At 58.6% G+C, this 26,416-nt stretch carries 26 protein-coding genes; 5 read left to right on the top strand and 21 right to left on the bottom strand.

Annotated elements, in window-relative coordinates; translation table 11 throughout:
- Positions 1–3: 3 nt before the first annotated feature.
- Genes pilQ through FHP91_RS07975 form a run of 5 tightly spaced genes read right to left on the bottom strand, consistent with a single transcriptional unit; the run spans position 4 to position 5,011 of the window.
- Positions 4–2,148 (bottom strand): type IV pilus secretin PilQ, encoded by a 2,145-nt coding sequence (pilQ, locus tag FHP91_RS07955; RefSeq protein WP_144309071.1) that lies wholly within the window; start codon positions 2,146–2,148, stop codon positions 4–6.
- Complete coding sequence (locus FHP91_RS07960; RefSeq protein WP_144309072.1) at positions 2,145–2,660, bottom strand: pilus assembly protein PilP; 516 nt, start codon at positions 2,658–2,660, stop codon at positions 2,145–2,147. Before FHP91_RS07960 ends, pilQ begins: the two co-directional genes overlap by 4 nt.
- 7 nt (positions 2,661–2,667) lie before the next feature.
- Positions 2,668–3,348, bottom strand: a complete 681-nt coding sequence (gene pilO / locus FHP91_RS07965) for a type IV pilus inner membrane component PilO (RefSeq protein WP_144309073.1) — start codon at positions 3,346–3,348, stop codon at positions 2,668–2,670.
- A complete protein-coding gene (locus FHP91_RS07970) occupies positions 3,345–3,938 on the bottom strand; it encodes a PilN domain-containing protein (protein ID WP_144175458.1) in 594 nt (197 codons plus the stop codon). Before FHP91_RS07970 ends, pilO begins: the two co-directional genes overlap by 4 nt.
- Entirely contained in the window at positions 3,938–5,011 is a 1,074-nt protein-coding gene (locus tag FHP91_RS07975; protein WP_144175456.1) for a pilus assembly protein PilM, read from the bottom strand. The genes FHP91_RS07970 and FHP91_RS07975 overlap by 1 nt, the downstream gene beginning before the upstream one ends.
- A gap of 170 nt (positions 5,012–5,181) precedes the next feature.
- Between FHP91_RS07975 and FHP91_RS07980 the strand changes: the two genes are divergently transcribed.
- A complete protein-coding gene (locus FHP91_RS07980; protein WP_144309074.1) occupies positions 5,182–7,650 on the top strand; it encodes a PBP1A family penicillin-binding protein in 2,469 nt (822 codons plus the stop codon).
- An 84-nt stretch (positions 7,651–7,734) separates the two neighbouring features.
- Here the strand turns inward: FHP91_RS07980 and cyaY are convergent, their stop codons facing one another.
- The gene (cyaY, locus tag FHP91_RS07985) at positions 7,735–8,061 is read right to left on the bottom strand and encodes an iron donor protein CyaY (protein ID WP_144175452.1); all 327 of its coding nucleotides are present in this window, start codon (positions 8,059–8,061) and stop codon (positions 7,735–7,737) included.
- Positions 8,062–8,108: 47 nt separating this feature from the next.
- Here cyaY and lptM point away from each other — a divergent pair, with 47 nt between their 5' ends.
- Together lptM and lysA are read left to right on the top strand one after the other, a co-directional pair.
- Entirely contained in the window at positions 8,109–8,255 is a 147-nt protein-coding gene (gene lptM / locus FHP91_RS21715) for an LPS translocon maturation chaperone LptM (RefSeq protein WP_144309075.1), read from the top strand.
- An 11-nt stretch (positions 8,256–8,266) separates the two neighbouring features.
- Positions 8,267–9,511 carry a diaminopimelate decarboxylase gene (lysA, locus tag FHP91_RS07995; RefSeq protein WP_246116253.1) on the top strand — a complete coding sequence of 415 codons (1,245 nt, stop codon included), beginning with the start codon at positions 8,267–8,269 and terminating at the stop codon, positions 9,509–9,511.
- Positions 9,512–9,601: 90 nt separating this feature from the next.
- Here lysA and FHP91_RS08000 read toward each other — a convergent pair whose 3' ends face one another.
- The 6 genes from FHP91_RS08000 to rfbB form a co-directional block, all read right to left on the bottom strand.
- Positions 9,602–10,354, bottom strand: a complete 753-nt coding sequence (locus tag FHP91_RS08000) for a PEP-CTERM sorting domain-containing protein (RefSeq protein ID WP_222105144.1) — start codon at positions 10,352–10,354, stop codon at positions 9,602–9,604.
- 289 nt (positions 10,355–10,643) lie between these two features.
- Complete coding sequence (locus FHP91_RS08005) at positions 10,644–11,003, bottom strand: hypothetical protein (protein WP_144309077.1); 360 nt, start codon at positions 11,001–11,003, stop codon at positions 10,644–10,646.
- Positions 11,004–11,134: 131 nt separating this feature from the next.
- On the bottom strand, positions 11,135–12,031 hold the full coding sequence (gene rfbD, locus FHP91_RS08010; protein ID WP_144309078.1) for a dTDP-4-dehydrorhamnose reductase: 897 nt from the start codon (positions 12,029–12,031) through the stop codon (positions 11,135–11,137).
- The gene (gene rfbC, locus FHP91_RS08015) at positions 12,028–12,573 is read right to left on the bottom strand and encodes a dTDP-4-dehydrorhamnose 3,5-epimerase (protein ID WP_144309079.1); all 546 of its coding nucleotides are present in this window, start codon (positions 12,571–12,573) and stop codon (positions 12,028–12,030) included. The genes rfbD and rfbC overlap by 4 nt, the downstream gene beginning before the upstream one ends.
- Positions 12,573–13,466: a glucose-1-phosphate thymidylyltransferase RfbA gene (gene rfbA, locus FHP91_RS08020; protein WP_144175437.1), complete on the bottom strand. Its 894-nt coding sequence runs from the start codon at positions 13,464–13,466 to the stop codon at positions 12,573–12,575. Before rfbA ends, rfbC begins: the two co-directional genes overlap by 1 nt.
- A gap of 111 nt (positions 13,467–13,577) precedes the next feature.
- Positions 13,578–14,636, bottom strand: a complete 1,059-nt coding sequence (gene rfbB, locus FHP91_RS08025) for a dTDP-glucose 4,6-dehydratase (RefSeq protein WP_144309080.1) — start codon at positions 14,634–14,636, stop codon at positions 13,578–13,580.
- Positions 14,637–14,918: 282 nt separating this feature from the next.
- Here rfbB and FHP91_RS08030 point away from each other — a divergent pair, with 282 nt between their 5' ends.
- The gene (locus tag FHP91_RS08030) at positions 14,919–15,209 is read left to right on the top strand and encodes a CopG family ribbon-helix-helix protein (protein ID WP_144175433.1); all 291 of its coding nucleotides are present in this window, start codon (positions 14,919–14,921) and stop codon (positions 15,207–15,209) included.
- Entirely contained in the window at positions 15,197–15,487 is a 291-nt protein-coding gene (locus FHP91_RS08035) for a type II toxin-antitoxin system RelE/ParE family toxin (RefSeq protein ID WP_144309081.1), read from the top strand. The genes FHP91_RS08030 and FHP91_RS08035 overlap by 13 nt, the downstream gene beginning before the upstream one ends.
- Positions 15,488–15,654: 167 nt before the next feature.
- Here FHP91_RS08035 and FHP91_RS08040 read toward each other — a convergent pair whose 3' ends face one another.
- The 9 genes from FHP91_RS08040 to epsI all read right to left on the bottom strand — a co-directional run bounded on the left by FHP91_RS08040 (position 15,655) and on the right by epsI (position 26,408).
- Positions 15,655–17,064 carry an MBL fold metallo-hydrolase RNA specificity domain-containing protein gene (locus tag FHP91_RS08040; protein WP_144309082.1) on the bottom strand — a complete coding sequence of 470 codons (1,410 nt, stop codon included), beginning with the start codon at positions 17,062–17,064 and terminating at the stop codon, positions 15,655–15,657.
- A 103-nt stretch (positions 17,065–17,167) separates the two neighbouring features.
- Complete coding sequence (locus tag FHP91_RS08045) at positions 17,168–18,361, bottom strand: glycosyltransferase family 4 protein (protein ID WP_144309083.1); 1,194 nt, start codon at positions 18,359–18,361, stop codon at positions 17,168–17,170.
- The gene (locus tag FHP91_RS08050; protein ID WP_144309084.1) at positions 18,358–19,440 is read right to left on the bottom strand and encodes a glycosyltransferase family 4 protein; all 1,083 of its coding nucleotides are present in this window, start codon (positions 19,438–19,440) and stop codon (positions 18,358–18,360) included. The genes FHP91_RS08045 and FHP91_RS08050 overlap by 4 nt, the downstream gene beginning before the upstream one ends.
- A 62-nt stretch (positions 19,441–19,502) precedes the next feature.
- Positions 19,503–20,522: a glycoside hydrolase family 5 protein gene (locus tag FHP91_RS08055; RefSeq protein ID WP_144309085.1), complete on the bottom strand. Its 1,020-nt coding sequence runs from the start codon at positions 20,520–20,522 to the stop codon at positions 19,503–19,505.
- Between the two features lie 6 nt (positions 20,523–20,528).
- Positions 20,529–22,013 carry an O-antigen ligase family protein gene (locus tag FHP91_RS08060; protein WP_144309086.1) on the bottom strand — a complete coding sequence of 495 codons (1,485 nt, stop codon included), beginning with the start codon at positions 22,011–22,013 and terminating at the stop codon, positions 20,529–20,531.
- The gene (locus FHP91_RS08065; RefSeq protein ID WP_144309087.1) at positions 22,010–23,083 is read right to left on the bottom strand and encodes a glycosyltransferase family 2 protein; all 1,074 of its coding nucleotides are present in this window, start codon (positions 23,081–23,083) and stop codon (positions 22,010–22,012) included. The genes FHP91_RS08060 and FHP91_RS08065 overlap by 4 nt, the downstream gene beginning before the upstream one ends.
- Before the next feature lie 10 nt (positions 23,084–23,093).
- The gene (locus tag FHP91_RS08070; protein WP_144309088.1) at positions 23,094–24,365 is read right to left on the bottom strand and encodes a polysaccharide pyruvyl transferase family protein; all 1,272 of its coding nucleotides are present in this window, start codon (positions 24,363–24,365) and stop codon (positions 23,094–23,096) included.
- Between the two features lie 2 nt (positions 24,366–24,367).
- The gene (locus tag FHP91_RS08075) at positions 24,368–25,699 is read right to left on the bottom strand and encodes a lipopolysaccharide biosynthesis protein (RefSeq protein ID WP_144309089.1); all 1,332 of its coding nucleotides are present in this window, start codon (positions 25,697–25,699) and stop codon (positions 24,368–24,370) included.
- 4 nt (positions 25,700–25,703) lie between these two features.
- On the bottom strand, positions 25,704–26,408 hold the full coding sequence (gene epsI, locus FHP91_RS08080; protein ID WP_144309090.1) for an exosortase-associated protein EpsI, B-type: 705 nt from the start codon (positions 26,406–26,408) through the stop codon (positions 25,704–25,706).
- Positions 26,409–26,416: the final 8 nt, after the last annotated feature.

A 26,416-nucleotide genomic window follows, 5' to 3' on the forward strand; every position in this document is an offset into this window, starting at 1 on the left:
GGCTTACCGCAGCGACAACGCTTGCGTCACGATGCGCGGCGTAATGAAGATCAGCAATTCGCTGCTATTGGAGACTTGCTGAGTGTTACGGAACAAGGCGCCAAGCACCGGAATCTCGCCCAAGAAGGGAACGCGCTCAATCTGCTTGCTTTCCACTTCTTCATAGACGCCGCCAATCACGACCGTACCGCCGTTTTCAACCATGACCTCGGTCTTCACGTGCTTGGTGTTGATTGCAACGCCGCCAGGCACCGTGTCGCCAACCGAGTCCTTATTGACGTCGACAAACAGCTGAATTCGACCATCCGGCGTAATGTTCGGCCGCACCTTGAGTGCCAGCACCGCCTTGCGGAACTGCACACTGGTCGCACCGGAACTGGTCGCCGATTGATACGGAATCTCCGTACCCTGCTCCATGATCGCCTCGACCTGGTTGGCGGTCAGGACGCGCGGGCTCGACACAATCCGGCCACGGTTGTCGACTTCGAGTGCGCTCAGTTCAAGATTGAGGAAGCGAGTCGCCGCGCTGTTGAACAGGATCAAGGACAACTGGGAGGCCGTGCCGGTCGAAGGCGACGCGGGCATATTCACGCCAAGACTGTCGTTGAAAAAGTCCGGCGTCGTGGACGTCTGCCCCGTGTGAAAGCCAGTGTCACCCAAGCCACCGCCGATCACTGCGCGAGAGCCCCCCGGGCCACCGAACGGCTGGCCGGGCATGTGGATACCCATTCGAACGCCGATATCCCGAGCAAAGCCTTTATCTGCCTCAACAATACGCGCCTCGATCAGCACCTGACGGGGCGGAATGTCGATCTCCTGCACCAGTCGGCGCAGATCATCAAGGCGGGTTGCCACGTCGGTCACAAAGACCTTGTTGCTACGTTCATCGACAATCACGCTGCCCCGCTTGGACAATACCGTCTGGTTCTTGTCCTTGAGGAAGTCGAAGATCTCCTTGGCTTTGTGATAGTTGATCTGGAAGCTCTCAGTTTTCAAGGGCTCCAGGTCGCCGATCTGGGCAAGGGCCTCAAGCTCCAGCTTCTCACGCGCAGCCAATTCGTCACGCGGCGCAATCCAGATCACGTTGCCATGCTTGCGCATGTCCAGCCCCTTGGACTGAAGGATGATATCCAGTGCCTGATCCCAGGGAACATCCTTGAGCCGCAGCGTCAGGCTGCCTTGCACGGTATCGCTGGTGATGATGTTGAAATCGGTAAAGTCGGCAATGACCTGCAGCACCGACCGAACGTCAATGTTCTGGAAGTTCAGCGACAGCTTGTCACCCTGGTACTTCCCGCGTGCGCCCTGGACGAGCTTCTTCGGATCTTCGACAACGCGCTTGATCTCAACCACGAACTGATTGTCGCTCTGATAGGCGTTGTGCTCCCACAGGCCATTGGGCTTGACCAGCAGGCGCGTGTTGGCGCCTTGCGGCTGCACCACGAACTCGGTCACCGGCGTGGCAAAATCGGTCACATCCGACTTGCGGCGCAGATTCTCTGGCAACGTGGTCTTGAGGAAATCAATCGCCAAAGCGTCGCCTTGCTGGCGGATATCGATACCGGTATCCGGATCGCTCAGTTCAACAACGATCCGACCCTCGCCTTCGGTGCCTCGACGGAAGTTGATGTCGCGTACGAACTTGCCCTCGGGCGCCGATGCGGCACGATTGCTTTCGGCAAAGCTGGCAAAGGGGCGATCATTGGGACGCAGTTCCGACGGATCGCGGCGAACCGGCGAGAGCGCGATCACCACATCCTGCCCTTCTACCGTGGTGTCGTATGGCGTCATCTTGAGCAGGTTCAGCACGAGTCGCGTGCGATCGCCCACCTGGACGATGTTCGCGCTGCGCAGATCGCCCTCGTCAATCGTCTGAAGGCTGCGACCGAGCTCGTTGCCCGTCCCCGGGAAATCGAAAGCGATGCGCGCGGGGCTGGCAACGCTGAAACTCGCCGGCGGCTGCGCCAGCGGTGTTTTCAGGCGCACCTTCACGTAGATGCTCGCCCCTTGACGGGACACATCCAGCGCTTCAATCGCATTGTCTGTTGTGACAGATTCGGCCATCGTGGCCTGGGCCATCACCGGCGACGTCGCCTGCGCCATCCACAAGCCCGCAGCGACCACAAAGTAACCCATATTGAACTTCATTGCGTCGTCTCCTGCTGCTCTTGCAAGTACAGCGCACTCGTTCTCTCGACCCAGTCGCCGTTCAAATCTTCAACCAGTTCCGTCAGCGTCACTTCCGACTCCGAAATGCTGGTCACAACGCCAAAATTCTGGCCCATGTAATTCCCCGAGCGGACTTGATAAATGCTGCCCCCCGCGTCAATCAGCGCGTGCGAGGCGCCTGTCTTGAGCAATACACCCACCATCTTCAACGACTCCAGTGGATAGGACTCAAGGGGTTCTCTCTGACGATTGATGTCAGGCGCCCGTCCGCCGCCCACCACTACACGCGCCGCAACGAATTTGTCGGCGTCATACGGATTGATCTGCGCAAAGGCATCGTAGTCGACCACCGGAAACGGTTTGATCTCCGGAAGGGGCTTCACCTGCCCTTTCATGCCGGCCTCCTGCTGGGCCATCCAGGATCGCAGGTCGTCCTGCTCGGCCGTACATGCGGCCAAGATCACGGGAATTAGGAATATCCACTTTTTCATGGCGCCCTCACCTCGGCTTCTTGGCTTGCGCCGCGGCTTGTTGTTGCTGAGCGAGTTCCTCTTCGTCGAGATAACGATAGGTCACCGCTGTTGCATCCATCTTCAGTGGTTCGCCGGGCTTCGGCCGCTCGATGGCCAGATTGTTCAAGGTCACAATCCGCGGCATTTTCGCCACGTCACCCGCAAACGCACCCAAGTCATGGTACTGACCAACCAGTCGAATCGCGATCGGCATCTCGGCGTAGAACTCCTTGATGACATCGCCCCCCGGCTTGAAGAGCTCAAACTGCAAGCCTCGCCCCAGGCCGGCCTGGTTGATATCGGCGAGCAAGGAATCCATCTCCGCCCGGTTGGGCAGCTGACGAAGCAAGGCACCAAACTGGCGGTCGATCTCGGCGAGCTGCTGCAAATGCTCATCCAGATTGACTGACTGACGTTTTTTTCCAACCCAGTCGGCCCGCAGCGTCACCTCTTCCGCTTCGCGCTGCGTCAGCGTATCCATCTGGTCCTGCCAGAAGAACCACCACGCACCCGCTACGGTCGCGACCAGAATGGCGACCAGAAAAATTACTCGCGGCGCCAGTGGCCACACGCCAGGATCGTTCGGGTCGAGCCCACGAAAATCATCTGCGATTCGATTCAGATCGATCGATGGCTGCCGACGGGTCTTAGGTGTCGATGATTTCATTTCACCGCCCCTCCTGCCACGGCGACCTTGTCTTCTTCCTTGGGCCGCTCAAGACTGATATCAAGCGTAAATTCACTGACTCGGCGATCATCCATTTCTTTGAGTGTCGCGGTCTTGATTTCAACCAGCGTCGGCTGTCCAAGGTATTCGGAACCGTCCAGGTTACGCATCAAGGTCGACACCCGCGCATTCGACTGCGCATAGCCAATGAGCGTCACCTTCAGGCCGTTTTGCTTGATGGAACGAAGGAAAACGCCTTCGGGGGTCTGGCGCACCAGTTCGTTGAGCAAATGAACCGTTTCGGCGCGATGCCCCTGCAAAGATTCGATCACCTGCTTGCGTGCCAGCAAGGAATCGATCTGACTCCGAAGCCGTTTGATCTCGGCGATATCCTTGTCGAGTTTGGCAATTTCGGTTTTCAGAAAGTTGTTCTTGTCTTCCTGAGCTTCAATAACGCCGCCAATAATGGTGCTGACCAACACACCAATGAGCGCCCCAAGTACCACCATCGCACCCGCGAGCAGATAGAACTGCTGACGCCGTTGACGGCGTTTTTCTTCACGGTGGGGCAGCAGGTTGATTCGAATCATCAATCAAACCTCCGCAAAGCCAGGCCGCACGCCACCAGCAGCGAAGGCGCATCCGCCATCAAATTTTTGGGGCGAACCTTGGAAGACAACTGCATCTTGGTAAAGGGGTTGGCGACCACCGTATCGACCTGGGTACGCCCACCCACCACTTCTGCCAGCCCGGAGATCACGGCACAGCCGCCCGCAAGGACGATGTGATCAACCTGATTGAACTGTGTGGAGGTAAAGAAGAACTGCAGCGCGCGCGACACCTCAAGTGCCAGGCTGTCCATGAAGGGGCGCAGCAACTCACTGGCGTAGTTTTCCGGCAGGCTGCCGGAACGCTTGGCCGCCTCGGCCTCTTCGGCGCTCATGCCGTAGTGCCGGGCAATATCCTGAGTCAGCTGGTGACCACCAAAGGCCTGCTCGCGGGTATAAACCTGCACCCCGTCGCGCAACACCGTGACGTTGAGTTGATTGGCGCCGATATCGACCAGCGCGATGATCGCGCCCTTGCCCTTCTCCGGTAGCTGCTGGCAGACGAAATCGAACGCCGACTGTGCGGCGAAGGACTCGACATCCATGATCACGGCCTTCAGGCCTGCCGCCTCGGCCGCGGCCACACGGTCTTCAACCTTTTCTTTGCGGGAGGCCGCGATCAGGACGTCCATTTCGCCGGGCACGTCGTGAGACTCCTCCAGCACCTGGAAGTCCAGATTCACCTCATCCAGCGCAAAGGGGATGTATTGGTTGGCCTCGCTCTCGACCTGCACCTCCATCTCCTGCTCACGCAGGCCGTCGGGCAACAGGATTTTCTTGGTGATGACCGCCGATGCCGGCAAGGCCATGGCAACTTGCTTGACCCCAGCGCCCATGCGCCTTAGCGCGCGCTTGATCGTCTCGGCGACTGCTTCGAGATTGGCAATGTTCCCGTCTGTGACCGCGTCACGAGGCAGGGGCTCGACCGCATAGCGCTCTATTCGAATCCCTTCCTTGAGGCCGCCAGAGAGCTCAACGAGCTTGACCGCCGAGGAAGAAATATCGAGCCCCACAAGTGGGCGCGCCTTCGGGTTAAAAACCGATAAGTTGATCACAAAGAAAACCCTTAAATTTCTTCATGTTAGGCGCAACATGTGAAAAAACGCTTCAATGCTAGCAACAACGATGGCATGTGTAAAGAATCGCTTTCCAGCGTCATTCATTGGAGCCGTTGCGCCTGCGCCCGTATAATCGCCACGACTCATCTACAGGACATTTACGACGCATGCGCTGGGTTCTTTACCCGTTTTTCGCCCTGATGGGGCTGGCGGTCATGGGTGTCGCCACTTTGGCTGCAGTGGCGGCATTCGCGTGGCCGAAGCTTCCGTCGCTTGAAATCCTCACTGACTACCGCCCAAAGATCCCCCTCCGAATCTACACCTCGGACGGGCATCTCATTGGTGAATATGGCGAAGAGCGCCGGACATTTGTCACGATCACCGATGTGCCGGCGGTACTCAAGCACGCCATTCTCTCGGCCGAAGACGAGCGCTTCTACGAGCACCCCGGGGTCGATCTGCTGGGCATCGCGCGCGCCGCATCCGCCAATCTGATCTCCGGCGGCAAGGCGCAGGGCGCGTCGACCATCACCATGCAGGTGGCGCGAAACTTCTTCCTGACGCGCGAAAAGACCATCACCCGCAAGCTCTACGAAATTCTGCTGTCACTCAAGATTGAACAAAATCTCAGCAAAGACCAGATTCTTGAGCTGTACGTCAATCAGATCTACCTCGGCCGCCGCGCCTACGGCTTCTCCGCCGCCGCACGCACCTACTATGGCAAGCAGCTGAGCGAGCTCACCGTCGGCGAAGCCGCCATGCTGGCCGGCCTGCCCAAGGCACCATCGGCCTACAACCCCGTCGTCAACCCGAGTCGCGCCCAGCTGCGCCAGCACTATGTGCTGCGCCGCATGCACGAGCTGCGTTTCATCGATGACACCACGCTTGAAGCCGCCCGCGCCGAGCCGATCCGCACCGCCAAAGCCTCGGCCGCCGATCGCAATGAAACCTCGTTCTTCCACGCAGACTACGTCGCCGAGATGGCCCGTCAGATCGCCGTTGAGCAGTTCGAGGACAAGGCCTACGAGCTGGGCATCCGTATCATCACCACGATCACCCGGGACGAGCAGGAAGCCGCCTATCAAGCGCTGCGCGATGGTCTGTTGGCCTACGATCGCCGCCATGGCTATCGCGGCCCCGAAAAATTCATGGAGCTTCCGCCCGCCGGCGACCTGCGCAATGAAGCGATCGAAACCGCACTTGGCGAGGTGCCCGACTATGGCGACATGCTCGCCGCCGTCGTGACACAAGCCAGCCCGAAATCGGTCACGGTCTATCGCGGCGGAAAGAGCATCACCATCGGCGACAAGGGCTTGCGCTTTGCCGCCCCCATGCTCAGCGAGAAGGCCCCGGCCGCCAAACGTATCCGGCCGGGCGCCATCGTGCGCATCCGCGACGAAAAGAAGGACGGCTGGCAGCTCACTCAACTCCCCGACGTCGAAGGCGCGCTGGTGGCCATCGACTCCGACACCGGCGCTGTCCGCGCGCTGGTCGGCGGTTTCGACTTTTACCGCAACAAGTTCAACCACGCCACGCAAGCCATGCGTCAGCCCGGCTCCGGCTTCAAGCCCTTCATCTTCTCCGCCGCGCTGGAACGCGGCTACAGCCCGGGCACCTATGTCGAAGACGAGCCCTTGTACTTCCCTGCCGGTGTCACCGGCAGCCAGGAGTGGGAGCCCGGCAACTACGATCACAAATATGAAGGCCCGATCACCCTGCGCCGTGCGCTGGCCAAATCGAAAAACATGGTATCGATTCGCTTGCTGCAATCGGTCAGCCCGAACTACGCGCAGGACTACATCAGCCGCTTCGGCTTCCCGCCGCAAAACCACCCTGCCTACCTCACCATGGCACTGGGCGCCGGCGCCGCCACGCCCTGGGAGATGGCCACTGGCTACGCGGTGTTCGCCAATGGCGGGTATCGCGTGCAGCCCTATGTCATCAAGGAGATCCTCGACGACGCCGGCAACACCATCGCCAAGGTCGACCCGCCGGTGGCCGGCAAGACCGCCGCCAAGGTCATCGACGAGCGCAACGCCTTCGTCATGGATTCGATGCTGCAGGAAGTCGTTCGGGCAGGCACGGCCACGCGGGCGCTCAAGCTCAAGCGAGGCGACCTGGCCGGCAAGACCGGCACCACCAATGACTATGTCGATGCCTGGTTCTGCGGCTACAACCCGGAGGTCGTGGCGATCTCCTGGGTCGGCTTCGACCAGCCCAAGAATCTCGGCCGCGGCGAAACCGGGGGTGCCACCGCACTACCGATCTGGATTGACTACATGAAGGTCGCGCTCGAAGGCCGACCCGAAACCAAGATTCCGCAGCCGAGTCGCCTGAACCACATCAGCGCACGGCCCGATGTCGAGCCCGACTGGGTCTATGCCGAAAACGAAGCGCCGATGCCGCCCGAGCTGCCCGAGATGATGCTCGAAGACGGAAGCGTGGCGATGGAAGCGCCCAACGAAGCGATTCCGGCCTTCCCGGCAGAGCTCTTTGGTGGTCGCCGCAGCGCCCCGCCGCCGATGCCCGTGGTGCCCAGAACGCAGGCGCCCGCGCCGGTAGAGGATCTGCGCCCCACGCCCGCGCCGGTCATCAATCGTCGGCCGAATTCAATCAGCGCCATGCCGCAGCGCTGACGGCGGGCGCACGCCGTAGCGGCGGCGCGTTCCAAACGCGCGCGGCGGGGCGACACCCTCATGTCGCCCCGCCTTTTTTATTGATCAGGCCGCCGGCATCACCGTTACCGCACGGCCGCCCTGGTCGCTGGTCACCCGCGACAGCACGATATACAGCTCCTCGCCGCCGCGCGTATCCACCCACTGCCCATTCTGCAGCCGAAAGTGAAAGCCGCCGCTGCGTGCCGCCAGCCAGATTTCCTGCGCGGCCACATGGCGATTGATCACCAGCTTGCTGTCATCGTCAAAGCTCACCTCGAGCACACCGCCCGGCTGCACCTCGACATCCAGCTCCGCGCCGCAGGCTTCCAGCGCGTATTCGATCTTTTCCAGTTCCCGCTCTGCCACGGCAACAAACGTCGATTCATCCATGCCTCACCCCCTTTCTGCTACGATTTTGCTTTTTTTCCGGCCCATCAATGACGATCCGACGCGCCGTCCTGTTTTTCGCCCTGCCCTTCCTGCTGGCTGCCTGCGGCATCAAGGGCGATCTTTATATTCCGGAACGACCCGCTGCCAACGCTGCGGATAGTACCAAACCCCAAGCCCCCCGCTCCGCACAATGACCGCCTATCCCATGCCGACCCTCACGGGCGACGCCGCCCTGCAGGTCGAAGCCGTTCCGCTGACCGCCATTGCCGAACAATTCGGCACGCCCACCTACGTATACTCCCGCGCTGCGCTGACAGAAGCCTTTCAAGCCTATCAGCACGCGCTGGCCGGTCGTCGGGCGAGCATCTGCTATGCCGTCAAGGCCAACTCCAACCTCGGCATCCTCAACGCCTTCGCCCGCCTCGGCGCCGGGTTCGACATCGTCTCGGGCGGCGAGCTGCAACGCGTGATCGCCGCCGGCGGTGACGCCGCCAAAGTGGTGTTCTCCGGCGTGGGTAAAACCTCGGTCGAAATGCGTCAGGCGCTGGACGCCGGCATTCGCTGCTTCAACGTTGAATCCGCCGCCGAGCTGGATCGCCTGGCCAGCGTCGCCGCCGAGTGCGGCAAGGTCGCGCCGATCGCCTTCCGGGTCAATCCCGACGTCGACCCCAAGACCCACCCCTACATTTCCACCGGGCTGAAGAACAACAAGTTCGGGGTCGCTTTCGACGATGCCATCGCGCTCTACCGCAAGGCCGCCACGCTGCCAGGCATCGCCATCAAGGGCATCGCCTCGCACATCGGCTCGCAACTGCTCGACCCGGCCCCCGCCGGCGAAGCCGCCGAGCGCGTACTCACGCTGGTCGAGCAACTGGCCACCGAAGGCATCACCCTCGCGCACATCGATATCGGTGGCGGCATGGGCATTCGCTATTCCGACGAAACCCCACCGGTCGCCGACGACTACCTCGCCCCCGTGCTCAAGGCACTGGCCGACCGCAGCGAAGAAATCCTGCTCGAGCCGGGCCGTTCGCTGATCGGCAACGCCGGCCTGCTGCTGACCCGCATCGAATACCTCAAGCCGGGCCAGGAAAAGCACTTTGCCGTCGTCGACGCCGCCATGAACGACCTCGCCCGCCCCGCGCTCTACGACGCCTTCCATGAAGTCGTGCCAGTCATCGCGCGCGACCTGCCCGCCCAGACTTACGATGTGGTCGGCCCCATCTGCGAAAGCGGCGACTTCCTCGCCCGCAACCGCGCACTCAAGGTCGCCGACGGCGATCTGCTCGCCATCCTCTCGGCCGGCGCCTATGGCATGACCATGGCCAGCAACTACAACACCCGCGCCCGCGCGGCGGAAGTCATGGTCGACGGCAAGCAATGCCATCTCATCCGCGAACGCGAGAACATCGCCGACCTGTTTGCGCTGGAGCGGCGCCTGCCAGACTGAAACCACGCCGACGTGCAGCAACGCGTAAAAAGGGCGCTGAATCGTAGAGATTCAGCGCCCTTTTGCCATGCATTTAAACCGCGTCAGATGCTACCCCACGTGCTTGCGACGTCGCGCCACCGCAGAGACCACCCCCAAGCCAGCAAGCAGCATGGCGTAGGTCTCGGGCTCCGGCACCGGCGCCATCACCGTGAACGCCGTCAGATTGGGCGCCATCAGCGACACATCGCCGCTCGACAGTTTGGCCCACTGCGACGGATCGCCGACGCTCTCCGCATAGCCACCAAAGCCACCGGCGCTGCTGCGGTCACCGGTGTATTCCGCAAACTTGACCGTCCCGCCAAGCGCAGTCGCCTTCGCCTCAAGGCCCGACCCGGCAATCTCACTGGCAAAGCTTGTGCCATAGCCCAGCGCCGCCAGTGGCAGCACTCCGCCAACACCGTCGTCGCGATACAGCATCACGCTCTCGTTGGTTTGCGCCAGCGAAAAGCTCCCGCTTCGCGACACCGTGCCATCCGACACTGCCACATTCGCGGCCGAGTCCACCGCCGAAAAACGCACCACACTGCCGGCCGATAGCGCACTCGACAAGGTCCAGCTGAGCACGCCCTCACCCGAATCAAACGCCCCGCCAGCCCCCAACGCCGAACCGTTCCAGCTTTTGTCGGTCACGAAAAGTTGCGTACCGGCGACCAGATCAACAAATGATGCAAGGGCAAAGCCATCTTCACTGGCGTTGATCGCCACAAACGACAGATCACCCACGCGAGGCACTGCAGCAGACGCCGGAATGGCAACCATCGACAACCCAACCGAAAGCGCCACAAAGTATCCGTTTTTCATTGTTTTTTGACCTCTAATCATGTGGAGGCCAAACCTTACAGCAACGCATATGTCATATGCAAATGGATTTTCGCTGCGCCTGACTCGGCGCCGTCGCACTCTGGGTAAAGCGGCGGCCATGTCAACGTCGTAGAGTGGTCAGCTTTGATGCCCACCAAACAGGCGGTGCCGCGCAGGACGGTGCCGGTCGGTTGGATTGCTTGGCGGGTGGTGATCGGTGGTGGACATGCCCGATGCGGATGATCTGGGCTCGAGTCGGTCGTTGCTGGTGGGCGGCGAGCCGCCGAGCCTACGTGGCAGGGGGTGTATCGGGCGTTTCGGCGCGGGCGATGTCGCTGAGTTGGAGGAGCGCGTGGCCGAAGGCTTTCCAGGCGTGGCCGCCGTGGGAGTGGATGCCGATGGCGGCGCTTTCGGCCATGGTTTTGAGCATCAGCACGCCCAAGGCGAACAGTTCGCCCTTGGCTTTGAGGCGGGGGTTGGGGTCGCGCGCCAGGGCTTCGATGTGTTTCGGTGTGCTGCTCAGGGCTTCGCGTGCGAGGGCCATCATTTGGGCCTCGTCGTCCCAGTCGAGGCCAAGCACCAAGCCGCGCACCACCATTTCGCGATCAAGCGCGGTGGCGTCTCTTTGATAGTTTTCAAATCCGCTCATCGGGATCCGGCTTTTCGACAAACGTCGGGCGGATGCGCCTGCGGCTTATCCGCCCTACGCGGTGCCGACATCGGGGTTTGGCGTGATCGGCAATCGCCGATCGATGCGCGCCCGGGTCCGCCCGACGCGATTCATGGGGCGATCCGTTCTTCGAGGCAACGTAGCAGCGCGTCGCGCCAGTGGGGCATAACGATGCGGGTTTCTTCCGCGAGCCGGGCACCGTCGAGCCGCGAGTTGTGGGGTCGCGCGGCGGGGGTTGGGTAGGCGCTGGTGGGGATGGATTCGATCTCGCGCAGCTTCCACGGGTGATCGGGCCAGCGCTGCACGGCGAGGCGGTGGATCTCTTCGGCAAAACCGTGCCAGGTCGTCTCGCCGGCGGCGCTGAGGTTGAAAGTGCGCTGCACCGGATCGCCTGCGGCGGTCGCCGTTTGCGCCCAGCAGATCAGCCCGGCGGTGGCATCGGCGATGTTGCGGGCCCAAGTCGGCGCGCCGTGCTGGTCGCCGACCACACGCAGGGCTTCGCGCTCGGCGAACAGGCGCAGCATGGTGGCGACAAAGTTTTGCCCGCGCGCGGCGTACACCCAGGTGGTGCGCAGGATCAGGTGATCGCAGCCGGAGGCGGCAATCGCCGCCTCGCCGGCCAATTTGCTGGCGCCATAGACATTGAGCGGCGCGGTGGCGTCGGTTTCGGTATAGGGCGTGGCCTTGCGGCCATCGAACACATAATCGGTGGAGTAATGCACCAGCAGCGCGCCCAATTCGCGAGCGGTGTCAGCCAACGCCCCAACCGCTTCGGCGTTGATGCGGTGGGCCAGCTCGGGCTCGCTCTCGGCTTTGTCGACCGCGGTGTAAGCCGCGGCATTCACGATCACGTCCGGCGCGTAGCCCGCCACCACGGCGGCGGCCGCTTGCGGGTCGGACAGATCGCAGGCGGCGCGGTCGAGCGCCACCACTTCGCCCAGCGGCATCAGGCTGCGCGCCAGTTCCCAGCCCACTTGCCCGGTCGCGCCGGTAACGAGCAGCTTCATGCGAACACCTCGGCGTCCTTGAGCAACACCCCGGCCTTGTCCTTGCCCGAGAGCAGCGGCTCACCGGTCAGCGGCCAGTCGATGCCGATGGCAGGGTCGTTCCACAACACGCTGCGCTCATGTTCGGGCGCGTAGTAGTCGGTGGTTTTGTAGAGGAAGTCGGCGCTGTCCGACAGCACCAGAAAGCCGTGCGCAAAACCCGGTGGCACCCACAGCTGGCGGTTGTTGTCCTCGCTCAGCTCGACGCCCACCCAGCGGCCGAAGTTGGGCGAGCTGCGGCGCACATCCACGGCCACATCAAACACCGCGCCGCGCACCACACGCACCAGCTTTCCCTGCGCCTGCTTGATTTGATAGTGCAGGCCGCGCAACACGCCCTGCGCGCTGCGCGAGTGGTTGTCCTGCACAAAGGGCAGTTCCACGCCGGTGGCCTCGGCAAAGGCTTTGGCGTTAAAGCTTTCGAGAAAGAATCCGCGCGCATCGCCGAACACTTTGGGCTCGATGATCATCACTTCGGGCAAATCGGTGGCGGTCACTTGCATCAGAACACCCGGTCTTCGAGCAGTCGCTTGAGGTACTGACCGTAGCCGTTCTTGGATAGCGGCGTGGCCAGTTCGGCGAGCTGTTCGCCGGTGATCCAGCCTTTGCGCCAGGCGATTTCTTCCGGACAACCCACCTTGAGGCCTTGCCGTTTTTCCAGCGTCTGGATGAACATGCCGGCTTCGAGCAGGCTCTCGTGGGTGCCGGTGTCCAGCCAGGCGTGGCCACGGCCCATCACCTGCACGTCGAGTGCGCCCCAGTCGAGGTATTGGCGGTTCACATCGGTAATTTCCAGCTCGCCACGCGGGCTGGGCTTGAGATTGCGGGCTACGTCGACCACGCGTTCGTCGTAGAAGTACAGACCGGTGACGGCGTAGCGGCTCTTGGGCTTGGCGGGCTTTTCTTCCAGGCTCACCGCGCGACCTTCGGCGTCGAACTCGACCACGCCGTAGCGCTCCGGGTCGAGCACCGGGTAGGCAAACACGCTGGCGCCGGCGGCGTTGGTGCTGGCCGAGGCCAGGCCCTTGGCAAAATCGTGGCCGTAGAACAGGTTGTCGCCCAGCACCAGCGCGCTCGGCCCGCCGTCGATAAAGTCCGCGCCAATGATGAATGCCTGCGCCAGCCCGTCGGGGCTTGCCTGCACGGCGTATTGCAGGTTGAGGCCCCAGCGCGCGCCGTCGCCCAGCAACTGCTCGAAGCGCGGCGTGTCCTGCGGGGTGGAGATGATCAGGATGTCGCGAATGCCCGCCAGCATCAGCGTGCTCAGCGGATAGTAGATCATCGGCTTGTCGTACACCGGCAGCAGCTGCTTGGAGACGGCCAGCGTGGCCGGGTGCAGCCGGGTGCCCGAGCCACCGGCCAGGATGATGCCCTTGCGGGCGCGGGTATTGCTCATGTCGAGCTCCTGCGATTGGATGTATCTTTGCGGCGTTGCTGACCGGATGCATCCGGCCCTGCGGTGAATCGGTCGTGGGGTCGTAGTGCCGGATTCATCCGGCCAACGCCCTCAACGCACCGCGTAATTGGTTGCCACCCACTCCCGGTAGGTGCCACTTTGCACGTTGGCGATCCAGGTGGGGTTGTCGAGATACCACTGCACCGTCTTGCGAATGCCGGTCTCAAAGCTTTCGGCCGGCCGCCAGCCCAGTTCGCGTTCGATCTTGCGCGCATCAATCGCGTAGCGCCGGTCATGGCCGGGGCGGTCGGTCACATAGGTGAGCAAGCGCTCATACGGGCCGGCCTCGGACGGGCGCAGCTCATCGAGAATGGCGCAGATGGTCTTGACGATGGTGATGTTGGGCATCTCGTTCCAGCCGCCCACGTTGTAAGTCTCGCCCAGCCGGCCGTCGGCCAGCACGGTGCGGATCGCACTGCAGTGGTCGGTCACATACAGCCAGTCGCGCACGTTCATGCCGTCGCCGTAGATCGGCAGTGCCTTGCCGGCCAGCGCATTGACGATCATCAGCGGGATCAGCTTCTCGGGGAATTGATACGGCCCGTAGTTGTTCGAGCAGTTGGTGGTCACCACCGGCAGGCCGTAGGTGTGATGCCAGGCGCGCACCAGGTGGTCGCTGGCCGCCTTGCTCGCCGAGTAGGGGCTGTTGGGCTCGTAGCCGTGGGTTTCCGTAAAGGCCGGCGCGTCGGGCGCCAGCGAACCGTAGACCTCGTCGGTGCTCACATGCAAAAAGCGGAAGCCCGCCTTGGCCGGCTCGGCCATGTCGCTCCAGTAGGCACGGGCCGCTTCGAGCAGGGTGAAGGTGCCCTCCACATTGGTGCGCATGAACTCGCCCGGGCCATGGATGGAGCGGTCTACATGGCTCTCGGCCGCAAAATGCACGATCGCCCGCGGGCGGTGCTCGTGCAGCAGGGCGTCGACCAGCGCGCGGTCACAGATGTCGCCCTGCACAAACACATGGCGCGCGTCGCCCTGCAGCGACTTGAGGGTTTCGAGGTTGCCCGCGTAGGTGAGCTTGTCGAGGTTCACCACCGGCTCGCCGCTATTTGCCAGCCAGTCGAGCACAAAATTTGCACCGATAAAACCGGCGCCGCCTGTTACGAGAATCACGCGTTTCACTCCCCTGCCTGCACCGCCATGTGGGCGCAACTAAATTTCAAATTTGGCCGTAGTTTACCGGACCACGGCGTCATGCCGGTGATCGTAGGGTGGTCAGCTTTGCTGCCCGCCAACAACCGTCCGAAGCACCCTCAACCGCCTGCCGGCGCTTCAACCGCCGATGGTGGGCAGCAAAGCTGACCACCCTACAAACCCCTTGTCGCGAGCCCGTTGTCCAAACGCCCAAAGCTGCGTAAGGTAATACCTGACACTACCCGCCCACAGGAGGCGACCATGCCCAGCGCTTCAACTCGCCCCGTCGCGATCAAGATCGACGACGCAACCCGAGACCGCGTCAAACGTCTGGCCGAGGCCCGACACCGCACGCCGCACTGGCTGATGCGCCAAGCCATCGAGGAATATGTCGATCGCGAGGAAAAACGCGAGGCGTTCCGGCAAGACACGCTCAAGGCCTGGAACGAATACCAGGAAACGGGCCTCCATGGCACCGCCGACGAGGTTGAAGCCTGGCTTGCCAGCTGGGGCACCGACGACGAAAGCCCGGCCCCCGAATGGCACAAATAAGGTACGCATCGGCCGCCCTCCGCGACCTGCAACGCCTGCGCGAATTTCTGCGCCCCAAAAACCCACTCGCCGCACAAAGAGCCGCGCAAGCCATTCTGGATGCGATGCGCGTGCTGGCTCGCCAACCGCACATCGGCCGCCCGGTTGACGACCTGCCCGAAGCCTACCGAGAATGGCTCATCGACTTCGGCGACAGCGGCTACGTCGCGCGGTATCGGTTCGATGGCGACACCGTCGTCATCCTGGCCTTGCGACATCAAAAAGAAGTTGGCTACTGAGCCCATAAACCACGCCTCCTGTCCTCAACCGTCTGCCGGCGCATCGAACCACCGATGGTGGGCTGCGGAGCTGACCACCCTACAAAACCGCTTCGTCGCGTGACGGACCGTCGTCGGGTGGGCGGCTTGCCGCCCACCAAACACCGCATCAGAACCGGCAACACCCATCACCCATTCAACACCGCTACCGCCCCGCCCGTCTCACACGCCAGGCGCTCGGCCAGGGTGCGACGGGCGTCGTCATCCCCATGAATCAAACGCACCTCGGTCGGCAGATGCCGCATGCGGGTCACAAAACGCACCAGACCATCCTGGTCCGCGTGCGCCGAATAGCCCGACAGCGTATGCACCGCGGCGCGAATCTCGATGCGTTCGCCGTCCAGATCCACATAACCGCCGCGCGGCCCGTAGGTCTGGATCGCCGCGCCGGCCGTGCCGCGCGCCTGGTAACCCACAAACACCACATCGTGCCGCCCATCGTGCAGCATCGCCTTGAGGTAATTGACCACCCGGCCGCCCGCGCACATGCCGCTGGCCGCAATCACGATCGCCGGCTCGCCGCTGCGCGCCAAGCGCCGCACATTGGCCTCGTGCGCCTTGTGATCATCAATGGCCACCAGCTGCTCAAACGACAGCGGACGCCGCCCCGCCTTGACCCGGCGCTGCGCCTCGGCATCCCAAAACGGCTGCAGCTCGCGATACAGCTGCGTAAACCGCCCCGCCAGCGGCGAATCCAGATAAATGCGCAGCTTGGCCCAGCGATCCGCATAGCGCCCCGGCCGCAGCCGCTGGCGATGCAGAATGTCTTCAAATTCGTAAAGGAGTTCTTGCGTGCGCCCGATGCTGAAGGCCGGCACGATGACCGTGCCGCCATTGCCCAGCGCCCGCTCCACCACCGCCTGCAGCCGCTTGCGACGGCTCGCCCGGTTCTCGTGGTTGCGGTCGCCGTAGGTACTCTCAAGCACCACCACATCCGCCCGGTATGGCGACTTGGGCGCCGGCAGCAGCGGCGCATACGGCGCGCCCAAGTCGCCCGAAAACACCACCCGACGCACCGGCTCGCCCGGCCGGGTCAGCTCGCACTCCACATAGGCCGAGCCCAGAATATGCCCCGCCCGCTGCAACCGGATGCGGCACCGCCCCTGCGGCCCGCTCGCCACCGTCTGCCAGGTGCGCCACGGCAAGGGCCGAATGCGCGACTCCACCAACTGCAGGTAACGCTCCACCACCCGCCGGTCACGGCTCACCGACAACGCAAACGCATCGGCCAGCACCACCGGCAACAGCTTGGCCGACGGCTCGCTGCAATAGATGGGCCCCTTGAACCCCGCCGCCAGCAACCACGGAATACGCCCCACATGGTCGATATGCACATGCGTGGCCACCAGCGCCTGCACCCCGGCCAGATCAAACCCGATCTCCAGCGCATCCGCCCCACCCCGCCCGTCCGGCGACGTCTCCGCCCCCTGAAACAGACCGCAGTCAATCAACATACTGCGCGCATCGTCGATGAACAGCTGATGGCAAGAGCCGGTCACGCCATGGAAGGCGCCGTGGTGGGTGATGTTGATGGGCATGTCGTTGGCCTATTTATCGACAAGCCGGCATGGTAACGCACACTGGCTCAACGATCAGCCTTCGTAATGCTGCCGCCCACAGCGTCCGTATCTCACAAGCCACCTACCCCTCCGACGAACTACACGATCGGCGCCCGGCATCTGCGGCATGCTTCTCCCATTCGAGATCAACGAACGCTTTCAAACTCACTCTAAAATGCTCTGGGGAGAAACGCTCCGCATTTGCCCGGCAAGCCTCGGGGCGAATGGCATTGTCAGCGCTTTCGAATCGAGCAACTGCGCCCCGAATTGCCTCGACCGTCTGCTCGTGAAAGAACAGACCCGTTCGCACCGCTGCGTCGCCTTCTGCGCGTACTGTCTCGAGCGCCCCCCCTTTTCCATAGGCGATAACCGGCGTACCGCAGGCCTGCGCCTCGACCGGGGTAATGCCAAAATCCTCTTCAGCCGCAAAAACAAATGCCCGCGCTCGTTGCATGTGGTCGATCAACACTTCCGTTGATTGATAGCCCAGCAACTGCACATTTGAAGTTGCCACAGCTTTGGCTTTTTCGAACTCGGGGCCTTCTCCAACAACAATAAGTTGCTTGTCCGGCATGCCGGCAAACGCTTCTACAATGAGCGGAATCTTCTTGTAGGGCACCATCCGCGAGGCGGTGAAGTAGAAAGACTCCTTCTCGACGCGCATCGCAAATCTCGCGACATCCACCGGGGGATGAATGACCACTGAGTCTCGGCGATACGCCTTGTAGATACGCCGCGCAATAAAACCAGAATTGGCGACGAAGGCATCAACGCCATTTGATGTGCGCAAGTCCCACATGCGGATGTAGTGAAGAATTGCGCGAGCGATTGCCCCCTTAAGCCCCTTCACGAGCCCCGCCTCTGCAAGATACTGATGCTGCAGATCCCACGCGTAGCGAATCGGTGAATGTACGTAGCTGACGTGCAGCTGATCCGGCCCGGTAATCACGCCCTTTGCCACTGCATGGCTACTCGACACCACCAAGTCATACGCTGACAGATCAAGCTGCTCAATCGCCATTGGCATCAAAGGAAGATAGCTTCGATACTTGGTCGTTGCCTTCGGCAGGCGCTGAATGAATGTTGTAGTCGCTCGCTTGCCTTTGACGCAATGTCGCAAATCGGCGGGTAAATAGTCGATTAACGAGAACAGATCAGCCTCTGGCCATATTTCGAAAATCTGCTCCAAAACCTTTTCTGCGCCCGCATAAACTGTAAGCCAGTCATGCACCACAGCCACTCGCCGCGGCGTCGCTCTAGCGTTTCTATCGCTCATGCCGCCGCCCGCCTGATTACACTAAGCAACTCTAGAGCCGCATCACGCCAAAGCAAAGCGCCGGCCCGCGCCAAGCCCCTCTTGCGTAGATCTTCACGCAACAGTGGCTCAGTCATCACCCGTGCTAAAATCGCAGCAAGAGAAGACGGATCATGTGGATCGAAATAAATCGCAGCCTCACCGCAAACCTCTGGAATCGACGCTGCCCCCGCGGCTAAAACAGGGCAACCGCAAGCCATTGCTTCCGTTGGCGGCAAACCGTACCCTTCATAGATTGACGGAAAAACAAAACAAGCCGCATTCTCATACAGCGCTTTAAGCTCTTCATCGGTCACATACCCCACGTATTTCACAGACGACGACAGACCACCTCCAGCCCCCGCAAATACGCGCGGGTTCTGCCCCCCAGCGACCACCACATCAAAATCAACATCGCCAAGCAACTCCACTGCCCTGACAACGGCGGCAAAATTCTTGTGGGGCGAGAGGCTGCTTACAGCGAGAACATATGGCCGCGCCCCCAATCCATTGCGCACGAGTACAGTCGCGTCTGCCCCTAAACGGTCCATGTGATCCGTACCTTCCGGCAAGACAGCAACACCATCGCGAGCCCCATAAATGGATGCCAGCTCAGACTTTGAGAACTGAGAAACCGTACAAATACATTTTGAACGCCGATAAAGCGCTGGGGTCAATAGCGAATACCATGTACGAAACAGCCGGCCATATGACGCAGGAACTCTCTCGATAGCGACGTCATGAATAACGGTTACTTGCTGACGCACAAAAAACGGTGCCGTATTACAAAGATTCACCAAAAAGCTATTTATGCCGAGCATAGCCAGTTCAATCTGCTCCCATGCTTGCCCTTGCAAACGACCAAATTGGCGCACTGGAATATTGGCAAACTTCTGCACAACACTTCCCCGCGGCACAACCACCTCAAAATGTAGGCCGTCGACGCTAGGATCTCTCGTCTCGACCGCATGATCAAGCGCGCGAACAACCTCGATCGCAAAGCGATCTACTCCAGTAGGCCTGCGCGAGAGAAACCGTCCGTTAATCAGAATTTTGCTCAAAATCGAGTCCAGTGCTAGCTAAAAGTTATAACAAACAATCTATAATGCCAAATTAATAACCACTAACGCCGAAACCTACCAACCAGTTCATTGACCTCACCAAAATGCTCTTTTGGATTCCCTTCAAAATCAAATAGTCCAAAATTGGCTTCGTAGTCTGAGGAGCTTCTGTACCGACTCGGATGATCGTCTACTAGCTGGTACACCCACACGCCACGCACCACGGGGCTTTCAGCTAACGCCTCCAGCCCATCTATAAGCTCCGAGCGCATCTCTCGGGAAGCCCCCCCCTTCAGCGGCACCCCAAACTCTGTCACATAAACACCTTTTTGACGCACCGCATCACCAAGAGGCGAAGTCTCTTCGGAAATATTTTCGAGCCACGATTTTAGCCGGGAAGCTGTCCAGCTCGGTTTGTTAAAAATATATAAATGCAAACCCAAACCATCGACGATCGATGCACCGCCAAGTGAAATGAAGCGACGCAACCACTCCATTTCTTCAACCCCTCGAGCAAGTCCAGTTGAAACAATCGTTGCGTCGGCTGCAGCCGATCTAATTGCCGGTATAACGGCCCTCAGCAATTTCACATACTCTGAAGGTGAACCGGCCCCTCCGCCCTGCGGAACACCCAGCTCACTATTCCACTCATTCCACACCTCAAATACTACCCGATAACCAGAAAACGCTTTTGCAACGAATCGGCAGTAATTAGCATACGCGACAATTGCAGCATCGCTTCTTGGGTGCCTCCCGTTGTCATAAAATTTATTACCATAACCGAGAACTACGACCAATCGGCCACCCTTCACCGCCAGGGTGCGCGCAAGTGCCTGCAGCTCACCGATCTCTGCTGGATAACGCAACTCACCCCGCACTAGTTCCACGCGTGACCAATAAACCTCATCCCTAAGCGACACAAATTCAGTCTTGGCGAAGATTCCATTTGTAAGCGGCAACCTCTGCCAGCGCTGCCCTAAATGCGTATTAACGCCAAGCATAACGTCTCTGGCATCAGATGCCGGAACCTCAGCAGCCGCCAAACTTAACAAACACATCCATATCACGCCAGCCAATTTCATAATTTCTCACGCCCTTTTTACTGCGACGCCAGCCCCAAGAAGAAAGAACATCAGAAACTGATTATCAGGAAGGGAAAGGATAAAGAAGAACGGCACAAAGCCTACAATCGCACAAGAAAGAAAAAAGTATTCGCGCCATTCGTCAGCGGATATCACCATCGCCTTTCGCCAGCAAATAATTAGTGAGGACAAGAAAAATCCAACATATCCTGAAAGCGCGAGCAACCCGGAGTCCATCATCAATGAAATCATATGACTATCAACCGTAAGCTGTCCGCTTGCTGTTGATATTCCAACCTTGTCAATCGCGCCGCCTGGTCCAAAACCCAGAAGAGGGGACTCTACAATCCACCGAAGCGCCCCCTCGTACATAAGGGCACGCATCGAATTACTCACCCTATCTGCTAACGCACCGAATGAAAGCTCATAGACATACCCGACAGAGAAGTATGCAGCAACACCGACTAATAAGCTAAGCCCAATAGCGAGGATTAAATGAGCAATCTCAACTCGCCCTTGCAAGGCTCCTCGAAGCATGAGACTAAAAAAAGCAAACATCCCAACAAAAAGGAGGCCAACATATCCAGACCGAGACCCAGAAACATATACGCCCATCCCTGCGAGTAGAACAACGGCAACCACGAGGGCATATCTAAGAAATACACTCCGTTTGATTCCCAGAGCCCCAGCCACGGCGAGGGGGAACGCTACAACAACAAACTCAGCCAACGTAATTGGGAACCCAAAGGTTCCCTGTGCTCGGTACCCACCACCTCTCGCCTTATCACTAATCGCCCACTGAACATAGCTATTCGCAGGATCAACAAATCTCGCAAACAAGTTATGCCCTAGGGCAGCTTCAAACAACGCGATACTGACAACCATCACAAAAAGGACGCATGCTGCGAAAGTCAGCGCACCTCCAACTCCATAGCGCGCGCCGTACACTACCCCGAAAATAATACATACGGCGTGAACACCAAATTCGTTAAACACTGCGTACAGCGAAGAGGCGAGGTCACTAGACACCCCTATCGACGCAATTCGCGCAATCAAGTACAAAAAGATGAAGCAAAAAAATATCTTCGAGTTTTCAGCAGCGGCAAAAATGGAATCGCGAACTGATTTTGCACCAAAAATAGAAATCAAAATAATCACCAGAAATAGCATATTCGCTATCCTTGGTGGATTAATCGACGGCAATCCAGGCAGCCAAACGGCGACATACCGTGGCCAAAGAATAGAGAGAGTAATATATAGAGAGCCTACTAAAACCAAGTACCACTCTATACGCGCGTTAGGCCCCACTAAAAATCCGGAAATAATTACAAGCAGGCCAAGTGAAGCAACGATGGCGCTAACTAGGTGAGCCTGCAACGCAATCGCCGCGCCCCCTCCTACAGCTAGCAGCATGAAGGCAAGAACCGCGAACATTGTGGGGCGGGCATCACCCAGGGCGCCCCGACTACCTGTCATGCGCTCCCAATTCATGCCTTTAGTCCTTCGATCAATGCACTCACGACGATACCGGCATTTCGAAAGCGCCCCTTAAGTACTCGTGACAGGGCTGACAACAAAACCATACAAACAACCGGCAGGAGTGCAGCCAATTTATGCTTGCGAGTAAAAATAATTTTGTTCCGAGCCGAGTAATGCTCGGCAATATAGCCCTTAGGACCACTAGAAACGGTCTTACCTCCAATCACAGCCCCCTCTTTGTGGTAAACGACAGCCTCAGATGCGTACCCAATTCTTAGATCGGGAGGCATTCTCACAGCCCAGTCAAGTTCCTCGTAGTAAAGAAAGTAGATTTCTTCCATGAAGCCTACTCGATCAATAAATCTCGCTGATATCGCAAGAGATGCGCCACTCACATATGACACTCTTTTCTCAACGGCTAGTTCGAAATGATCAACTGATTGACCTGAGCGTTTTTTTTCTAGAACGGGCTTGATAGTTGCAAGCCATTTGTTTGCCTCAGCACCGCATGCATACTGTATTTCACCAGAATCAATGTAATGAAATATGGTTGTTCCAACCATTCCACACGCCGGATTTTTACCGAATTTTTTCGAAATTAGCGAGAGGGATGCAGGGTCAACTACGGTATCGTTATTTAAAAGCCAATAAATATCGCCATCCTGAGCTTGTTGAGCGTAACGCAACCCGACGTTATTTCCACCCGCGAAACCAAGATTCTCCGGAATTCTGACGAAAACAAACTGACTATGAATATCAAGGGCTACATCGGCGGGCACTGAATAGGCACCATCAATAATCTGTGCGTCAAGAAAACCAATGGTTGGCGGCTTGGCTTCACAAGGCAGAGTCGCGTAGCGCTCACCCGGTGTACCGCGCGAAAGACATAGGCTCATCCGACCTTCAGCCCAAGCGTGAAAAACATCCATCGAATTATCGGTCGATCCATTGTCACAAACGACAACGCGGAAGTCTGGATAGTCGAGTTGAAGGAGACTCTGGACGCACTCTAGCGTATCAAACGGATTACACCAGTTAACTAGCACGATATACGCTTTCGGCGTCACGTCCGCTGCGCTCATCCGATACCCCTCATGCAGACGCCGCCGCAAGCGCTACAAGCTGATCCGCATTCTTTCGTGCTCTGGAGCGAACAACCTCAAGATCTGTCAACATCTGCTCGCCAATCCGACTCTTAGATTTAAGTGCGAGCTTTACCAGATCCACGACGCCACTCTCCGTCACTTCGTCGATTCTGATTACAAATGCAGACAACCCGATCGAGTCCATAAAATCGTCCACTTTGTAAAAATACGAAATGGCAACACAGGGCACACCCGCCGCAGAAGCGAGAATGATGGGGTGCATATTCGTACTAAGCATCAGATCAACGGATCGACAACATTCAAGATACTCAGCCACAGGCCGGTCCACGACGAGCTCAAACGTTTTATCGAGTTTTTCCTGCACTCTCTCTCGAACAGAGTTGCAGAAATCGATGTCCCAGGTTGTACTCGGAAGAAAAACGTAATCCGTGCAGAGATCACGACCCAGTGAAACAAGGGCATCCACAATGGTCGCAAAATAGACACCCTCATCAGCGACCAGCGAAAATGGTTTGGTCCCATCCGCCCCCTCATACGGGCGGAACTTCTGAATCATTACCCCGATACGCGGCAGAGCAGTTTGTGATTGGGTGCCAATGCGCTTCTCTTTTTCTGCAACTGATATGAGGTTAGCCTCATCTGCCGTCAGGACGGCGCGTGACATCGGATACCTAAATGAGCGAAGCACCTGTTCGGACTGAACGTCTCGGTAGGCGACTCTATCCACGAATTTTAAGACGCGGGGCATTAGAATCCGTGCAAACTTGGAAGCAAAGGGCCCCACGGTCTGTCCATAGACAATGACTGGCTTCCCGGCAGCCTTGGATGCACATATCTCGGCAATTCTTGCTAGGAACGACCCTCTCCACCGATCATTGAAATACCCACCTCCTGCCATCAATACAAGATCGGCGTTTTCGAGTTGGTTAAGAAGTTCAGCAAATCCTTGCCCAACGAGCCCAGGCGCTCGGATTCCGAATAGGCGAAGCGCTAGCCAGATCGTGAATCTGATAAAGGTTAGTCGGCCACGCCAATTGCGTAAATCAAGATAGTAGTGAAACGAGTAAATGGAACCAAGAGAATGATGAAACTTTGTTTCCTGAGGATTAAAGGAGGTCAGATGTAGGGCTGCATCGGGAAGACGCTCATGCACCGAATTCAACGTGGCGAGTAGAATCGCATCATCGCCGATATTTCCGTATCCCCAGCCGCCTGTTACGAATATATTTATTTTTGGAGTACTATTTTTTTTACCCATACTTATTCCTTGAAAGGCGTGCTGATCTGAGTCTGCAAGCCTCGACCCAAAAATATATAGGCTGCGAACTGAACCCCAGCACCCACAATCATCATGAAACAAAGATCAAGCGGCTGAATAACTGCTGTCATGCTATATGCAATGCCTATATACATGAACGCAGCTAACACACCGAGGGATGTCGCCAACGCGCGCGCGCTTTGGCGGCCCAATGCCGTTAGCAACAGACTAGGACCGGCCGCGAAGTACCGAATGCATAGGTAGCCTCCAAAGAACGGCATGAGGTCGCCAAGGGCAACGAAAGCGTCGCCAAAAATAATCGAGGGGGCAACCGATTGCAGCGCAACGAAGCCACCCAGGATGGATAGTCCAGCTAAGCAAGAAATCAGAATCGCCTTCTTTCGCAGGGTCCACAAGTCGCCTAAGCTCGTGCGCTGGGAAGACAACATTGGCAAGAAAATGCTGGCAATAACCGGCAGGCCCGCCAACGATGCTTGGGTTAATCTGGTCCCCGCTAGGTACACGCCCGAAGACTGGGGTCCTAACAGAAACTTAACCATCAGAACGTCTAGATTTGCAAAGAGTTGTAGGGCAAGGTTGTCAAGCGCAAACGGCAGGCTTCGTTTTAGGGTCGACCGCGGCGAGTTTTTCGCAACACGTAGTTGAGGCTCAACGTAAAGGACGGAACCAAACAACAGCCGGGCCTCCACCACGACAAAGGCGATACGAACTAAGAAGAGCGCAATCGCCGCGATCAAGATGCTGGAGGAAATATATGCAGCTAGCCCAGCCATGACGCTCGCGCCAATTGATGCCCCTGCGGCAAGAGCCGACTCCGCCCGCAATGCCGATCGCGATCTGAGGACCATTGCGAGGTAGTCAAAGAAAGAACCTGCCATACCTGAGGCAATCAACACTGCACCGGCAACTGCCTCGGATGCGCTAGAGGATGATGCGAAGGCAAAAACGAGGGCTGCGCCGAAAATCCCACCCGATATCCAGCCCTTAGCGCATAGAAGCGAGAGTGCGTGACTTCTTGCCTTCGGTAGCTCAGCCCCAGCAAGGTCTTTGAGCACTTGTTGACCGAATCCGTAGTCCGAAATCGAGGCGCCAAGTGTGCCAATTGCATACCAGTAGGTAAAGACTCCAAAGTCCTCTAGCCCCGCGCTCCTAGCCACAAGGGCGAATAGCAGCACAGAGGCAACAAGCCTTGACAAAGTTGAAAGCCCAACAACAACCAACTTATAAAGCAGTCGCGGCTCCACCCTATTCTGAACAGATGCCCCAATGTCGACAGCCAAACCGCCAGGAGATGAGTCTTTCCCGAGGCTCATATTTCTATTCAGCCGGAACTGTCCCGATGCTTCCGATTAACCGCGCACGCACAGACGGATCAAGAGCGCCGAGAAGGTCAGCAACAAATCTAGACTGCTGCGCATAAGCTCGCTGAGCATCCTGATCAATCGAAGAGACCCGAAATAGAAGTCCATCAGGAATTGCACCGTCTAGGCCAAAACTGATCCGAGCGATGTTCTGCTCAAGAGCCCCACGGACAACCTTGTTTCCGATGAGAATCCAGTAGGTCACGGGTTCATAACGGCGCCCCATTCGAGTTGCCAGATGCATAACTGGAATGGAACCGTTGGCCGTTTCAATGTAGCCCTTTCGTTCACTAAGAATCGAGAATCCTTGGGCGGGGTAACAAATTTCTGGCTTGTGTACTTGGTTCGTTCGAGACTGATCCTCGCCGTAGGCAATTGAAACCATGACCCGTTGACCGCCAGCGCCAACATAGGTCCGCGTGAGAATATCCGAATAGTATCTATCCAGATTCGCCTGTACATCTTGCGCAACAACGACTGGAGCAGAGGTTGAATCCGCAGCCCATGTACCAAATTCTTTTGGAATAATTTTGGCCAGACTCGCTTTACCGCCTTCCCTCGGAACTTGTAGCGGCGTCATAACGTGGGCGATCACCGCGGATGCCATGAAGAATAAAAATAGAAAAATAGAGCGCCGAAGCATTGTTAAATCCGTAGTCATTCATGTGG

Origin of the sequence: Denitromonas halophila, assembly GCF_007625155.1 — a bacterium.
Lineage (GTDB): Bacteria > Pseudomonadota > Gammaproteobacteria > Burkholderiales > Rhodocyclaceae > Nitrogeniibacter > Nitrogeniibacter halophilus.

What these genes read in the sequence shown, in the direction of transcription:
- FHP91_RS08045 (WP_144309083.1), bottom strand. Translation starts at nt 18,361, where the DNA reads ATGAGCGATAGAAACGCTAGAGCGACGCCGCGGCGAGTGGCTGTGGTG.
- FHP91_RS08030 (WP_144175433.1), top strand. Translation starts at nt 14,919, where the DNA reads ATGCCCAGCGCTTCAACTCGCCCCGTCGCGATCAAGATCGACGACGCA.
- cyaY (WP_144175452.1), bottom strand. Translation starts at nt 8,061, where the DNA reads ATGGATGAATCGACGTTTGTTGCCGTGGCAGAGCGGGAACTGGAAAAG.
- FHP91_RS08060 (WP_144309086.1), bottom strand. Translation starts at nt 22,013, where the DNA reads ATGAATTGGGAGCGCATGACAGGTAGTCGGGGCGCCCTGGGTGATGCC.
- rfbA (WP_144175437.1), bottom strand. Translation starts at nt 13,466, where the DNA reads ATGAGCAATACCCGCGCCCGCAAGGGCATCATCCTGGCCGGTGGCTCG.
- FHP91_RS08000 (WP_222105144.1), bottom strand. Translation starts at nt 10,354, where the DNA reads ATGAAAAACGGATACTTTGTGGCGCTTTCGGTTGGGTTGTCGATGGTT.
- FHP91_RS08070 (WP_144309088.1), bottom strand. Translation starts at nt 24,365, where the DNA reads ATGGGTAAAAAAAATAGTACTCCAAAAATAAATATATTCGTAACAGGC.
- epsI (WP_144309090.1), bottom strand. Translation starts at nt 26,408, where the DNA reads ATGACTACGGATTTAACAATGCTTCGGCGCTCTATTTTTCTATTTTTA.
- FHP91_RS08040 (WP_144309082.1), bottom strand. Translation starts at nt 17,064, where the DNA reads ATGCCCATCAACATCACCCACCACGGCGCCTTCCATGGCGTGACCGGC.
- FHP91_RS08005 (WP_144309077.1), bottom strand. Translation starts at nt 11,003, where the DNA reads ATGAGCGGATTTGAAAACTATCAAAGAGACGCCACCGCGCTTGATCGC.
- pilQ (WP_144309071.1), bottom strand. Translation starts at nt 2,148, where the DNA reads ATGAAGTTCAATATGGGTTACTTTGTGGTCGCTGCGGGCTTGTGGATG.
- FHP91_RS07960 (WP_144309072.1), bottom strand. Translation starts at nt 2,660, where the DNA reads ATGAAAAAGTGGATATTCCTAATTCCCGTGATCTTGGCCGCATGTACG.
- pilO (WP_144309073.1), bottom strand. Translation starts at nt 3,348, where the DNA reads ATGAAATCATCGACACCTAAGACCCGTCGGCAGCCATCGATCGATCTG.
- lysA (WP_246116253.1), top strand. Translation starts at nt 8,267, where the DNA reads ATGCCGACCCTCACGGGCGACGCCGCCCTGCAGGTCGAAGCCGTTCCG.
- FHP91_RS08035 (WP_144309081.1), top strand. Translation starts at nt 15,197, where the DNA reads ATGGCACAAATAAGGTACGCATCGGCCGCCCTCCGCGACCTGCAACGC.
- FHP91_RS08065 (WP_144309087.1), bottom strand. Translation starts at nt 23,083, where the DNA reads ATGAGCGCAGCGGACGTGACGCCGAAAGCGTATATCGTGCTAGTTAAC.
- FHP91_RS08055 (WP_144309085.1), bottom strand. Translation starts at nt 20,522, where the DNA reads ATGAAATTGGCTGGCGTGATATGGATGTGTTTGTTAAGTTTGGCGGCT.
- rfbD (WP_144309078.1), bottom strand. Translation starts at nt 12,031, where the DNA reads ATGAAGCTGCTCGTTACCGGCGCGACCGGGCAAGTGGGCTGGGAACTG.
- FHP91_RS07980 (WP_144309074.1), top strand. Translation starts at nt 5,182, where the DNA reads ATGCGCTGGGTTCTTTACCCGTTTTTCGCCCTGATGGGGCTGGCGGTC.
- FHP91_RS08075 (WP_144309089.1), bottom strand. Translation starts at nt 25,699, where the DNA reads ATGAGCCTCGGGAAAGACTCATCTCCTGGCGGTTTGGCTGTCGACATT.
- FHP91_RS07970 (WP_144175458.1), bottom strand. Translation starts at nt 3,938, where the DNA reads ATGATTCGAATCAACCTGCTGCCCCACCGTGAAGAAAAACGCCGTCAA.
- lptM (WP_144309075.1), top strand. Translation starts at nt 8,109, where the DNA reads ATGACGATCCGACGCGCCGTCCTGTTTTTCGCCCTGCCCTTCCTGCTG.
- rfbC (WP_144309079.1), bottom strand. Translation starts at nt 12,573, where the DNA reads ATGCAAGTGACCGCCACCGATTTGCCCGAAGTGATGATCATCGAGCCC.